Source organism: Ferroplasma acidiphilum, assembly GCF_002078355.1.
Taxonomy (GTDB): Archaea; Thermoplasmatota; Thermoplasmata; order Thermoplasmatales; family Thermoplasmataceae; genus Ferroplasma; species Ferroplasma acidiphilum.
In genome coordinates this window covers 1,215,675-1,229,172 of the sequence record NZ_CP015363.1, presented here as the reverse complement: position 1 = coordinate 1,229,172, position 13,498 = coordinate 1,215,675, and the positions used below count along the sequence as shown (strand labels likewise).

The 13,498-nt window shown below is 36.4% G+C and carries 15 protein-coding genes and 1 tRNA gene; 7 read left to right on the top strand and 9 right to left on the bottom strand.

The genetic code is table 11. The annotated features are described in order from the left end of the window. Positions 1-23 precede the first annotated feature (23 nt). Complete coding sequence (locus tag fad_RS06050) at positions 24-1,052, top strand: TrmB family transcriptional regulator (RefSeq protein WP_009886330.1); 1,029 nt, start codon at positions 24-26, stop codon at positions 1,050-1,052. Positions 1,053-1,341: 289 nt separating this feature from the next. Next, entirely contained in the window at positions 1,342-2,097 is a 756-nt protein-coding gene (locus fad_RS06045; RefSeq protein ID WP_009886329.1) for a polyprenol monophosphomannose synthase, read from the top strand. On the opposite strand, the gene fad_RS06040 is transcribed toward fad_RS06045, so the two are convergent. Then, positions 2,071-3,387: an FAD-dependent oxidoreductase gene (locus fad_RS06040; RefSeq protein ID WP_081142633.1), complete on the bottom strand. Its 1,317-nt coding sequence runs from the start codon at positions 3,385-3,387 to the stop codon at positions 2,071-2,073. The two genes, fad_RS06045 and fad_RS06040, sit on opposite strands and share 27 nt — an antisense overlap. A 295-nt stretch (positions 3,388-3,682) precedes the next feature. On the opposite strand from fad_RS06040, the gene fad_RS06035 reads away from it, so the two are divergent. Next, the gene (locus fad_RS06035) at positions 3,683-4,624 is read left to right on the top strand and encodes an alpha/beta hydrolase-fold protein (protein WP_236940558.1); all 942 of its coding nucleotides are present in this window, start codon (positions 3,683-3,685) and stop codon (positions 4,622-4,624) included. A 29-nt stretch (positions 4,625-4,653) separates the two neighbouring features. Here fad_RS06035 and fad_RS06030 read toward each other — a convergent pair whose 3' ends face one another. After that, positions 4,654-4,959, bottom strand: coding sequence for a hypothetical protein (locus fad_RS06030; protein ID WP_081142631.1), 306 nt, complete (start codon positions 4,957-4,959; stop codon positions 4,654-4,656). Positions 4,960-5,073: 114 nt separating this feature from the next. Between fad_RS06030 and fad_RS06025 the strand changes: the two genes are divergently transcribed. Beyond that, positions 5,074-5,886, top strand: coding sequence for a UbiA family prenyltransferase (locus fad_RS06025; RefSeq protein WP_081142629.1), 813 nt, complete (start codon positions 5,074-5,076; stop codon positions 5,884-5,886). A gap of 217 nt (positions 5,887-6,103) precedes the next feature. Here the strand turns inward: fad_RS06025 and fad_RS06020 are convergent. The 5 genes from fad_RS06020 to fad_RS06005 all read right to left on the bottom strand — a co-directional run bounded on the left by fad_RS06020 (position 6,104) and on the right by fad_RS06005 (position 8,787). Beyond that, a tRNA-Ser gene (locus fad_RS06020) sits at positions 6,104-6,186 on the bottom strand. Positions 6,187-6,188: 2 nt separating this feature from the next. Then, on the bottom strand, positions 6,189-6,350 hold the full coding sequence (locus fad_RS09400) for a hypothetical protein (protein ID WP_009886324.1): 162 nt from the start codon (positions 6,348-6,350) through the stop codon (positions 6,189-6,191). Positions 6,351-6,623: 273 nt separating this feature from the next. Further along, positions 6,624-7,202 (bottom strand): GTP cyclohydrolase II, encoded by a 579-nt coding sequence (ribA, locus tag fad_RS06015; protein ID WP_081142627.1) that lies wholly within the window; start codon positions 7,200-7,202, stop codon positions 6,624-6,626. 89 nt (positions 7,203-7,291) lie between these two features. After that, on the bottom strand, positions 7,292-8,452 hold the full coding sequence (locus fad_RS06010; RefSeq protein WP_081142625.1) for a hypothetical protein: 1,161 nt from the start codon (positions 8,450-8,452) through the stop codon (positions 7,292-7,294). Next, positions 8,449-8,787, bottom strand: coding sequence for a carboxymuconolactone decarboxylase family protein (locus tag fad_RS06005; RefSeq protein WP_081142623.1), 339 nt, complete (start codon positions 8,785-8,787; stop codon positions 8,449-8,451). Before fad_RS06005 ends, fad_RS06010 begins: the two co-directional genes overlap by 4 nt. A gap of 126 nt (positions 8,788-8,913) precedes the next feature. Between fad_RS06005 and fad_RS06000 the strand changes: the two genes are divergently transcribed. The 3 genes from fad_RS06000 to fad_RS05990 all read left to right on the top strand — a co-directional run bounded on the left by fad_RS06000 (position 8,914) and on the right by fad_RS05990 (position 11,409). Further along, positions 8,914-10,002 carry a glucose 1-dehydrogenase gene (locus tag fad_RS06000; protein ID WP_236940557.1) on the top strand — a complete coding sequence of 363 codons (1,089 nt, stop codon included), beginning with the start codon at positions 8,914-8,916 and terminating at the stop codon, positions 10,000-10,002. A gap of 2 nt (positions 10,003-10,004) precedes the next feature. Beyond that, positions 10,005-10,850, top strand: coding sequence for a bifunctional methylenetetrahydrofolate dehydrogenase/methenyltetrahydrofolate cyclohydrolase FolD (folD, locus tag fad_RS05995; RefSeq protein WP_081142621.1), 846 nt, complete (start codon positions 10,005-10,007; stop codon positions 10,848-10,850). Between the two features lie 289 nt (positions 10,851-11,139). After that, complete coding sequence (locus fad_RS05990) at positions 11,140-11,409, top strand: hypothetical protein (RefSeq protein WP_081142619.1); 270 nt, start codon at positions 11,140-11,142, stop codon at positions 11,407-11,409. A gap of 3 nt (positions 11,410-11,412) precedes the next feature. Here fad_RS05990 and fad_RS05985 read toward each other — a convergent pair whose 3' ends face one another. Beyond that, on the bottom strand, positions 11,413-12,219 hold the full coding sequence (locus fad_RS05985; protein ID WP_081142617.1) for a hypothetical protein: 807 nt from the start codon (positions 12,217-12,219) through the stop codon (positions 11,413-11,415). A 120-nt stretch (positions 12,220-12,339) separates the two neighbouring features. Continuing rightward, entirely contained in the window at positions 12,340-13,308 is a 969-nt protein-coding gene (locus tag fad_RS05980; RefSeq protein ID WP_081142615.1) for a GHMP family kinase ATP-binding protein, read from the bottom strand. Positions 13,309-13,498 lie beyond the last annotated feature (190 nt).

Here is a 13,498-nt window from a genome sequence, read left to right as displayed (position 1 = left end):
TTAGATAATTACAATAAACGTATATGACCGGTGATGAATTATTTAGCAAATTATCGAAATTTGGCCTATCGCCATATGAGATAAAGGTTTATAAGACACTGTTGTTGAATGGGCCTCAGACATCCACATCTATAGTATCGACCGCTGGCGTTCCACAACCGAGAGTTTATGATCTTTTTAACAATCTTTTAAATAAAGGATTAATTGAAATAAGCCCTGGAAAGAAAAAAATATACAGGGCAGTTCCAGTTGATATCGCACTTAATAAAATAATAGAGGATATGACAGCATACAAGGACGAATTGACAGAATATGTAAAAGTTTCAGAACCGGAAATGACCAAATATAATCCATATTTATGGTATTTAGACAATACAAATTTAATCCGGGAACAGATGAAAAATATGGTAATTAATGCAGAAACAGAAATAATACTTTCTTTACGGCTCCCGCTTTTAAAATACCTTGATAGGTATATACTGGATGCAGCCGATAGAGGCATTTCTGTAATACTTACAATATTCCCTGATTCTGACCGTTATGATATAAGTGAACTTGTTAACAGGGTTGTTATAAAAAGGAGGCCAGGAATTTCACCGGAAATCATGATAAAGGATAGAGATGAGGCAATAGTTTATGTGGACAATGTAAGTGCTCGGGCAAAATACGCACTTGATTTCCAGGAACAGGAAATGATACACATCATTAATTATTATTACTACAATATTGTATGGAAACCGTCAATTTACATATCAAAGTTCCAGATTAGACAAAAATGGGAATTTAAGACTTCATGGATATCATGTGAGGCAATAAATGTATTCATGAACAATGGATATAAATTAACCGGGAGGGTAATAGGAGAAACCCAGAACGGTGAAATTGATATTAGCGGTAACGTAAAGGGAACAGATGTAATACCTGGATACAAAAATTCTTTCCTTATAGAAACCGATGAAAGGGTATTTACAGTTGGAGGAAGGTTAACAAGGATAGAAGATATAAGGCTCGAAAAATTCCAGTTAACCGCAGAAAAAAATAATACTAAATAATTCTGCCCGGGTTGTTTTATCCGGATAAATACCATTTATAATCGCATACCAGCATGTGTTATAGGGCAACTAACCTCTGTTAACTTGCCTGATTATAAAGTATATAGGTCCGTCCTGGATAGTGCCACAATAGAATTTTCGGCCGTATCCAGTTCCCTGCGCCGAGGAGTGCATAAAATATCTCTCCTTTCAACATTTAAGGTCGAGTAGCTTCCTGATATCCACCTTTTTATCATGGTTACACATACACTGCAATATTTTAATAGGAAAAATACTATTCCGTTTATATATGCAATATAATGCCTCTGTTGTAATTCCTGCCCTGAATGAAAAAGAAAATTTAAACAGGCTAATACCTGCTCTTGCAGATGACAACATTTCATCAATATATATCATAGATGACCAATCAACAGATGGCACAGCAGACCTGGTTAAAAAATATCCTGATGTGCATTTCCTTTTCAGGGGTGGCAGGCTGGGGCTTATAAGCGCAGAAATAGACGGAATGCGGTTAAGTGGCACCGAGTATGTTGTGGTAATGGACGCTGACCTTTCCCATCGGCCTGAAGATGTACCCGGGCTGATAGATCAGGCTATAAGAACTTCTTCAGATCTGGTTATAGGGTCTAGATACACAGATAAGGGTATAACAAATGATGAATTTATCCGTAAAATCATAAGCAGGATCGCCAATATGCTATTCCGGATATCATTTGATATAAATCTGAATGACTGTACATCCGGATTCAGGGTATACAGCAGAAAGGCATGTGATTACCTTGGGAAGCAGGTAGATATAGAAAATGGTTACGTTGGCCAGGTTGATATAGTAAGCAGGCTGGCACACAATGGATTTAAAATTACTGAATATCCTGTTGTATTTGTCAAGAGGACACAGGGAAAATCAAAGTTAAAAATGCGTGAAATTGTAAATTTTTTTCTTTTTGTAATATATAACAAAAAGATATTCCGCGCGATTCTTGGAATGGCTGCGCTCGTTATACTGATGATAGTTTTTTCATACCTTTTTATTCTCTTTATCTAATGCAAGGCTTGCTGAAATTATTATCGGGTCCCATACAGGGCCGTACTCCGGCTCGTAGCCAAGGTCATTGTATAACAGGTCATATAGATTCATATGGCCGGATATGGCTGTGGCTATTACATTTAGCCTCCAAGCTGCATTGTCTTTGCCAATAATCTGCCCACCCATAATTTCTTCTGTTTTTTTATTATAAATAATTTTCAAGAATATATTGGAGCCGTGCAGATAATTTGATTTGCTCTTTGCTTTTATGTAAACGCTTCCATAATCAATCCCGGTTTTCTTTGCAGTGGCTTCATTTATTCCGGTATACCCGACCTGGTAACCAAAGACATTTATTATTGTGGTCCCCAGCGCTCCAGGAAACACCCTGCTATTTCCGAACATGTTAATTCCAATAGTCCTTCCCATTTTATTTGCAATCTGTGCCAGGGGGTAGTATCCATATGACCCGGTAACAATATTTTTTGTTGCTACATTATCGCCGGCGGCGTAAATATCTGAATTCGATGTTTGCAAAAAGTCATTTACCTTGATGAGCCCATCTGCAGTAAGCTCCAATCCGGCTTTCTCTGCAAGTTCTGTTGATGGTTTAATTCCAGTAGCAAAAATTACAATCTGTGTATTGAATGGCCCATTACCGGTAGTTACCTGATAATTGCCCGGTGTTCCTGATATTGCTGATGGGATAGAGTTATATTCAATCTCATTTCCGCTTTCATTCACTATGGAAGTGAGTATATTCCCCATATCACTATCCATATGCGGGAGTACGTATTCATGTTTGGAAATTAACTTTACTTTAAATTTATGTGAAAGCAGTGAAAAAAGTTCAGTGCCCAGGACACCTGCACCTATTATAGTTACATTGTTCAGCCCTTTTATCTTTTCCTTTATGCCTATTGCGTCATCCATATTTCTCAGGGCATATGCATACCCTTTAAATTCATCAGGTATCCGTGGTTCCGCCCCGGTGGCTATAACGAGTTTGTCATAAGGAAACTTCTTGTTCCCTGCGAATACATATTTTTCACCCGGATTTATATATTCAACTTTCGTGCCTGTAATTACTTCCAGGTTTCTATGTTCCGTAAATTCACTTAGGGGGTAATGAAGAAGTTCACCAGAATCCTCAAAATACCCTGAAAGATAATATGGCATTCCACATTCAGCATAGGACACATATCCTGTCTGTTCAATTACAGTTATGCGGGCAGTTTTGTCCATCCTCCTTGCTTTGGATGCTGCGGACATTCCTGCTGCACCTCCGCCAATAACCACTATATTCATGAATAATTATATGTACTGGCTATATAATCTTAATCTACAGCATTAAATAAAAAATCAAAAACAGATAAAAAGCATTTACAGGAAACAATTCTAGACAGCAATATTACTCGTCATCTTCATCCTCGTCCCCATCATCATCGTCGTCATCGTCATAACGTGTCATGAAACTGACCATTGAAGCACCTCCACTGTATAGATAAATATAATGGTAAATAAACTTTTGGTATAATTGTTCACTCTGCTATTAATTAAAAATTCAAGCTCAAATCTTTATACGTCTGAAACATTGACCAGTATGCATGAAATTATTGTAGACAAATTGGTGGCAGAATCTCTGAAAGGCAATCCTCTCAGGGATGAATATAACAGGGAAATAATAAAGATAGAGAACAATGTAAAATCCAGTACACCTGTATTTATAGGACTTCCAGGATTTTTTGGGTCCGGAAACAGTTTCCTCAATAAAAGTTATACATCTTTCGATTTTAAAGATCTGCTTGAAAAGCTTGACACCGAATATGGTTACATTATGATTCTTCCAGATACTATGACAAAATTTGGAGGGAACCAGTTTGTAGATTCAACTGCAATTGGAAACTATAAAAGTTTTATTGCCCGTGATCTGGTAGATTATATACATAGTTTGTATGGAAATCGTGACATTTATCTATTCGGGAAGTCATCAGGGGGATTCGGCTCAATTTCTATCACCCTGGATTACCCGGAGATCTTCAAAGGATTTATAGACATATCGGGCGATTCATATTTTCCATACTGTTATCTACCGGATTTTTCAACTGCATACCTCACAATGAAAGGAAAAACGCTGGAGGGCTTTATTGAATCGTATCGCCAGCAAATGGTACACAGCCAGGATGAACTGGAGACATACAACGTTGTGGCAATGGCCGCTTCCTATTCTCCAGACGGGAAAAATATACAGCTCCCATTTTCAATAGACACAGGTGAAATACTTCCAGATGTATGGAATAAATGGCTGGAATTTGACCCTGTTAACCGGCTTTCCGGTGAAGTGGAAAAGCTAAAAGGCAAGAAAATAATATTGCAGACTGGCAACAGGGACGAGTACAAAATAAACATCGGAATGAATATGATACATGAAATATTGAAAAGAAATCAAATTGACCATTATTATAAGGAATACCCGAATGGGCATTTTAATACCAATTATTTCTATCTGGATTCATTTCCAGAAATTTTAAAAAGTTATAAATAAATTATTAATTTAATTATTTTCCGGTATTTTTATCCTTTCCAGATTCCAACACCGAGGCCTATGAGGAATAATACAAGCACAAGCGTAACTGATCCAACATGTCCAAGGCTTACTAACCCTGGCGCTTTGCTTATATTGTCAATGAAAAATGTCTTTGCATATGTGTATACCTTGCTGAATGAAACGTTGGGTACGAATGAAAGCCCGGCATAACTAGCCAGCACAAATGCTATTATGAGCAAGATAGCCGAAACAATTCCCTTTTTAATGGCAAGCCCGAATAGTAATCCATCGATTAAAGCAATAGCTAATATTATATATCCCGAAACATCCATAAATGATTATGCGAATCAGAATATATAAATATATGCAAATTGATCGAGAAAAATAATATTTACAACTTTCAAAAAGGACAAAAATATAATATCTATGTAAATATCAGTCTCTAAATGAATAAGTGGATTAAAATTACACGTCCGGTAAACGGGCTCATGGGATTCTTCTCCATATACATAGTAGGATTTATTGCCGTAAACCTGCATATTGCTGAATTCATCATACCACTGACATTGGGTGCAATAAGTGTATTCCTCGTAACAGCAGGGGGAAATATAATAAATGATATCAGTGATGTGGAAACAGACAAATATAACCATCCGGACAGGCCGTTGCCTTCAGGAACCATAACAAAAAAAGCAGCATCATATTTAGCTATCTCATTTTTTATTATTGCATTCATAGTATCTACTTTTATATCTATTTTTATAAGTGTGGTGGTTGTAATAGCTGAATTGTTGCTTGTCAGCTATGAATTTAAAACTAAAAAAATTGGGTTACCAGGAAATCTTACGGTAAGCCTGCTTATAGGCATGATTTTTCTCTATGGAGGTTTTATCACCGGCACCATATCAAAAATGCTCCTTCTCTTTCTACTTGCCTTTTTCTCCAATATGTCCAGAGAAATAATGAAAGATATAGAAGATATAAATGGGGATGTTGATAGGGTTACGTTCCCAAAAAAATATGGAATTGGCATGGCAAAAATTGTATCCGCTATTTTTGTAGTCATAACAATTTCAGTATCTGTCCTGCCATATTATTTCCATGTGCTATCAATTTACTATCTTTATGCAGTGGTATTAGACGATCTCCTGTTTGCCATTACCATATGGTACCTGAAAGCTAATATATCCCGCGGTGAAAAAGTTTCGAAGGTAGCTATGATCTATGGAATGGTGTGTTTTCTAATAGGTGGAATATAAAACATTAGATTCCGGTAGAGGGTTATAATTTTGCTAATATCTCAATACCGCATATCATTGATGAAATCTCTTGAGATATTCAAGTGATGTGGAAATATATGAGTTGACTATATGGGATGTTATGAATTATAATTTAGTACCTGTTGGCTCAAATAATTTCCAGGTATAATCAATAAAAACTACTTCAATTAATTAATTTAAAATAATATAATTAGAACGCGGGGAATGGGATTTGAACCCATGCTCTCATTTCGAGAAACAGCTTAGCAGGCTGCCGCCGTACCACTGGGCCATCCCCGCATTTATGCTGGATACCTATCCTGGAGGTCATTTGCTATTTCTTCCAGTATCTCTTCAAAGTTTTCATTCTCCATGCTTACAACTTCGCCACTTGGCAAAGTCATACGGACATAGTATATTTCGCCATCCTTAGATATTTCAATGTCAGCCAGACTTTCTCCCATACACCTATAATTATTAGGCATATATTATGTTTTTCAATATTTATAAGAGTTCAGTGGTTTGAATTACCTCCGGTTTAATATAGATTTGAGTTTTCCTTCCTACTGGATTCCAGTACACCTTATGCGATTATACAATACTTTGTATATTTCCTTGATTTTTAACTTCCTTGCACTTTCCTATACCTAACTATTATTAATCTCTCGTCCTCAGTCTATCAATATAAGATTAAATGGCAAACAAAGCCATCCGCCTGGTGCCAATTAGAGATATGGTTAAAGCATATGTCCCATTTTGTCTTTTTTTGTTTCCAGATAGAATTTATCAAAGGAATTCGGCTCTATTATTACCGGTATCCTCTTACTTATTTTTATGCCATTTTCTTCAAGGTTTTTAATTTTCTCCGGGTTATTTGTCATTAACTCTATAGATTTTATATTTAAGTATTTTATAACATCTACAGCAAAATTATAATGTCTGTTATCTGCTGGCAATCCCTGTTCAATATTTGCTTCCACAGTGTCTTTCCCGTTATCCTCAAGGTTATATGCCCGTATTTTATTTAAAAGGCCAATTCCCCGACCTTCCTGCCTTAGGTATATTAACATCCCACGTTCCCGGCTGCCGATATACTTTAAGGATGTTATGAGCTGGTCCCTGCAGTCGCATCGCATGGAACCAAATACATCACCTGTCAAGCATTCAGAGTGTATACGTACCGGTACATTTTCTTCTCCCTCAATGTCCCCGTGAACAAGTACTGCATGATCTTTATTATCTTCATTCTTGAATACGTATATATTAAACACACCAAACCTTGTTGGCAATTTTGCTTTCGCATAGAATTCAATCATTTTTATCAAAAGAAATTACAAAATTCTATAAAAACATATTTAAAAATATTTTTAATTATTTAAAATAAAGTTAATTTTTCTTCAGAATGTCAATTTATCTCTTCAGCAATAATATACCTGTCGTTATTCCGGAATATATATACATTTTTCGACCCGGCTAATTCCTTTTCAATAGAATTCTTATAATGGTATGTTTCTTCCGGTTTCATTTTAAACCTGAAAAAAACTTTTCCCGCATCCACATTGCGCAGTAAAGGAACAATATTCATATTATCAGAATATGAAATCACACTATACTGTTTCCCGGGAAACGCTGATTCGTATGAGTTGCCTGAAAATATCTGCCTTCTCTCATCAATATATACCGGCACCCACTCCGGCTTTACAACCATGTTGAGAAGCTTTGCGTAGGTAATAGAAATGTCCGGGACATACAGGTATTGTCCTGTACTCCTGCCATATTCTATGTTTGCCTTAAATGTGCATGGCTTGCCTGTTATAACTGTATTCTCCGGCAGGATTACTGCTGTACTTATTTTTTCAGAGATTGAAGGCGAATACAGGGTAAGCCTGTTCAATGCACCTTTAATGGATATATACTCCTTCTCCCCTTTAAGTGGTATATTATCCCATTCCATATGTGGAGGAAGGTCAATAGCATAGCCTGATAATTCTGGTTTTTTATGTATTATTTCTACAGGGTCCGGTACGAGCTGGGAAAATAACTTCTCACCGGAATTCACCGGCCTCAGCGGATCAGAAAATAAAATATTTCCGGAAAAATCGCCATTAAATGAAAAAATGTCACTGTTGATAAAATCCACATTAGAACTGTATGGTATTTTATTCAGGTTAGCCATTGCATACCTGTTTGAATCAATTTCCACACCCGTCACATCTGAGAACTCAGAAAACATTATATCCTGCATTCCAGCTCCGCTGCCTGCATCTACTATTTTATTCCCGGCCAGCTTTTTCGCCCTGTATTTCCCCACTATTTCAGGTGTGGAATACATGGATGAATAATAATCCATGAATAAATGATCGTGCAGAGAAAATTTGCCTGCAATTTTTATTCTCGATTTAGCAAATTCAAATAAAAAATTGAAGTTATTTTTATGAATTTTTTTTATGTATTCTGGTTGATAGCCAGCACGGATGAGTTTTACAATCTCATTTATTTCGCTATCAATTAATTTATAGTAACTTTCTGAATTAACTAATTTTGCCAGGAAATTATATAATCTCATTGTTTTTCAAGTTTATTTATAGCATCAACTAGACTATTCATTTCCATCAGGGCCTGTGAACCATACATTAGCACAGTTACATACCCGACCTCCATAAGCTCCTTCCTGGTTGCTCCGGCTTTTATTGCCTCATTGACATGGTATGAAATGCACCATTCGCATCTGGCAGCAATGCCAAGTGCAAGTGCCAGGAATTCCTTCGTTTTAGTGTCAAGTGCGCCTTTTCCCATTGTGGCTCCCATGAAATTCATAAAAGAACCTGCGAATGCACTATTGTCTTTACCGGCTTCTTTCATTATTCTGTTTACTTCCTCTAATTTTTTTTCTGTGTCCATAGATATCCTATATTCATTACTAGTATATATTTGAATATAATTATATTAAGTATATCTATATTTATCCGGTATTCTATAAACAGTTATAATCGACAGGTTGATTTATCATCATATCCTAACCTAAGCATGGAAGGAGTTATGACACTGACAACATCCGCACCCGGGGGTGGCATATCTTATGGCAGAATTAATATGCCAGATTATAAGGATGGGAAAGCAAAGATAAGGCCAGTATACACCGGGATATGTGGGACAGACCGTGCTGAAATTGCTGGCCACCTGCCATTTGCATATAATCCCACAGGGCAAAATTATATGGTCATTGGCCATGAGGCAGTTTGCCAGGTCATAGATATAGGAGAAAACAATTCCAGAATCAGGCCCGGTGACTACGTTATCCCCATTGTGAGGCGCAGGGGAACATGTATAAATTGCAGAATCGGGCGGCAGGACAATTGTTCTGATGCAGATAATGATATAACAGAGGCAGGCATACGGGGTGCCGATGGTTTCAACTCCGAATATTTTTTCGATTCTCCGGAAAATTTAATAAAAGTTAATGATAGTTCAATGGCGATGTTAAGCACCCTAACAGAGCCGGCAAAAAATGTTATGAAAGCATTTGAAATATTTGATAAATTAACAAAAAGGTCTATATTCGAAGCTGAAGATTCCACCTATATATCTAAAAACTGCCTGATAATTGGAACTGGAAGTGAAGCTTTTCTATATGCCTTTATGGCGAGAGAATATGACATGACCGTTTATCTGACAAACAGACACAGGCTTTTAGAAGAGAAAATGGGAATTATTGAAGGAATTCACGGTTTATTTTATAATTATCTTGAGGAAAATGGGCCGGATAAAATAGACCTTCTTATTGATACCAGTGGTGACCCTGCAGCAGTTATGAAATTTGTAAAGAAATTAAATTATAACGGTATCGCTATTCTTTTCGGAACCAACGGCGCTGCCCCCAATTCACAATTGACGGGGAATGACCTGAACTATATTATTGAACATAATATTGCAATTTCCGGGTCTGTTGATGGCTCCAAAAAACATTACATGGATGCTATCGGTTATCTGGAAAAGTGGAGATCTTCCAGCGGTGGGATTATAAATAAACTTATAACCGGAATTTATAAACCGGAAGATACGGAAATATTCAGGGCAAAGCCGCCTGAAGAAATTAAATCTATAATAAAGTGGTAAAAATGTTACTTGATGGAAAAGTAGTTGCATCTGAGAAAATGGAACGATTGAAGAGTGAGATTAAAGGCATAATTGAAAAATATGGAATTGAGCCGGAATTAAAATTAATCCAGGTTGGCAATGACCCTGCAAGCACCATATATGCAAATTCAAAAATAAAGAGAGGTACAAAGCTTGGAATAAATGTTACCCTGGAAAAATTCGATAATATTACCATGGACAAGCTGGTTGATTATATAAAAGATGCCAATGCAAATCCACGTATAAATGGTATAATGGTGGAATCTCCACTTCCTCCCCCACTTAATTTTCAGGAAGTAGTGGACAATATAAGTTTTTACAAAGATACGGATGGAATGACATCCTTTAACCAGGGAAACCTGTATACAAAAAATGAGATGATAGCGCCTGCCACTGCGAGGGCAGTTGTAGATATACTGGAATATTATAAGATACAGCCGGGAAATGCCTGCATTATAAACAGGTCAGCTGTAGTAGGGCGCCCTCTGGCAATGTTGTTGCTTAACAGGGACTATACTGTAACGTTATGCCATAGCAAAACAGTTGACATTAAGAGAATAGCAAGGGAAAACAACGTTCTTGTAGTTGCAATCGGAAAACCAGATTATATCGATGAAAGTTATGTAACATCTGAATCTACAGTAATAGATGTGGGAATAAATTATTCCGGAAATAAAATATCCGGTGACGTAAATTTTGATTCTGTGAGCAATAAAGCAAAAAATATAACGCCTGTACCCGGAGGGGTTGGAATAGTAACTGCAACAGACATATTCGAAAATTTTCTCAACGGGATGAAATACCAAATCAAAGAGAAATTAATTTAATGGAATTATATAATAACATCTATTTCCCAGGCCATTCCATTTAATAACTTTTTATGCAATTTGCAGCCATCCCGAATCCTGCAAGCGGAAATGAATATTTGCCATTTCGGCATTATAGTAAATAGCAATCCTGGCACAGTTGATAGACAACAAAAATACAGCATATTATTGCAATTCAACATAAAAATTTTAATCCCTGATTTTTTTAATCCAGTTGAATGCACAATTTTTCATACAGTGCTAATAAGAATTAGAAACATTTATTAATTGACAGATATTACTTATGTTGATGGATGATATCGAACATTTTCTGGATGGATTCATATATTTCTCTATTAAAAATATCCAGATGAAATCATACATTCTGAAAGGGTTTTATGACATATCTATCAATAAAACGGTATATTTAAAAATAAATATGCTTTCAATAAAAAACGAAAACCTTCATATATACAGGGTTAGTTCACAGATTTTTTCTATCTCCATGGATAATATTAAAGATTTCTGGATTAAATGGGATTACAGAAAGCCCGATTTCAGAATTCAGGCCAGAAATTAATTTTTAATGCTTATTTATTCCATGGTAAAAGGTTGGCCTTTTTGTATTCCTCCCATTTCCAGTATGTGCCATTTTATATCCATTGTTTTTTATTTCCATCCCTGGTTTAATTTCATAAAGCAACTTGCCTGCGGCATTGGCAGCCAGGGGTACACTTGGCAAAACAGGAAACAGGTACCATTCATTTTCTCCATGTGCCAGCAAATTTCTTACATTTAACGAAAGCCTGAACATTAATTGTGTTGGTCTGTCCATAAATTTTGTCGCCCAGCCAAGCAATGCATTCTCTGACCCCGGAAAAATGTCTCCATTGACCTTTATATCTGTTCTGCCCAGATGGTTTAGCCTTATGTAGAGTTTCAACCGCCTGTAATCATAGTTTTCCAGAACAATATTATCCATTCCATATCGGGATATTACAATTTTATTGCCCAGCCATTTTGAATAGGCACATCTCATAGCCATTTCCAGGAGTAGATAAAGTTCCAGTGTTGCGAGTTCATTAAATTTTTGCATACTGATAAGTTCTTCTGTATCGGTCTTTAGCTTCTCCAGTTTGGGCGGCAATTTATATTCTCTGTTGCCTCTTTCATTGAACATGAGTGGCAGGTTTGCCAGAAAAAAACCTAGCATATTTTCATCTGTACACTGAAAATCTGGCTTAACTTTTACACCGTTAAACAGTAGATTTTTTCCTGCACACTCCATTTTCCCAAGTGCAGCATTAATAATTGCCCGGTCATAATTTTCAGGATATTGAAAAAAATCAAAAATATTATCCATTATATAGCGGGAATAGTCTGAATTCATAGCACATAATTAATAATAATTATTAAAATAATATGCAAAATTCCGGGGTGCAGGGGCATGTGTTTTACCGTATTTAATCCCGGTGCAGAAGTATATTGTCCAGGGCTAAAAATATTTATTTCACTGTGAAAAATATATTATTCTGGAACCTTCAAAATCAAAATCGAAATCTATCTCACGGAGTCCGAGCTCACGCAATTTGTGTTTATCTTTTGCCTCTACTATGAATACCAGAAAGCCACCGCCGCCTGCGCCGATGAGATTTCCACCATAAGCCCCGAGGCTAAGTGCTTTAGAGTAATATTCATCCACAACGGGTGTCGAAATTTCTTTGTATAAAGCTCTCTTTGAATGCCAGTTCTGATCAAGAAGCTTTCCAAGTCTTTCAATATTCATGTCGTATAAAGCATGGTAAAAATCCATTGTATATTCTTTCATTTTCCGGTAATCATCCAGGTGTTCCGATATTTCGCCCCGTATGTTTTTGTGGATTCCTCCAGAGTTGTGCCCTATCCCGGTGTAAAGCAAGGACATATTATCTTTCAGTTTCTCAAGTTTTTCATAATTTAATGTTACTGGATTTACATAAACAGAGTCGTTTTCATTAAATTTCAGCATATTGATGCCACCAAAGGCAGCCATATATTGATCCTGCATTCCTCCTGGTTCCTGCAATACATTTCTTTCTATTTCTATTGCTTCCCTCGCAAGTTGCTCCCTGCTGGCAAATTCTGATTTATATGCATGCAATGCGTTAAGGAGCCCTACAAGGAATGTTGAACTCGAACCTAATCCGGTTCCTGTCGATGGAATATCTGAAACACTGAGAATTTCAATTCCGCCGTCTATATCAAGTAGTTTCATTGCTTCCCTTACACTGGGATGTTTTATCTGGTCAACTGTATCAACAATTTCTGTGCTGGAATACGATACCCTTATTTTATGGTCAAATTTTTTGTTTACAATAATATAAATATATTTATTAATAGCAGCAGAAAGAAGCAATCCTCCATAATTCCTATAATATTCCGGGATGTCCGTGCTCCCTCCAACCAAACCAATTCTCAATGGAGTTTTAGTTATAATCATAAAAGTTCAGTGAAAATCTTTATAAAAAATTATCTATGGTTTAAATTGCCAGGATTTGTTCTCTATGCAGTCGGGAAAATATACCTTAAACCCGAAAGTTCATTTTTAATTGAACAGGGCATAAAGTGCATGTTTTAAGTCCATAGTTATAAATAAATATATTTTTCTCCTTTTTCATTAGCAGGCCCTA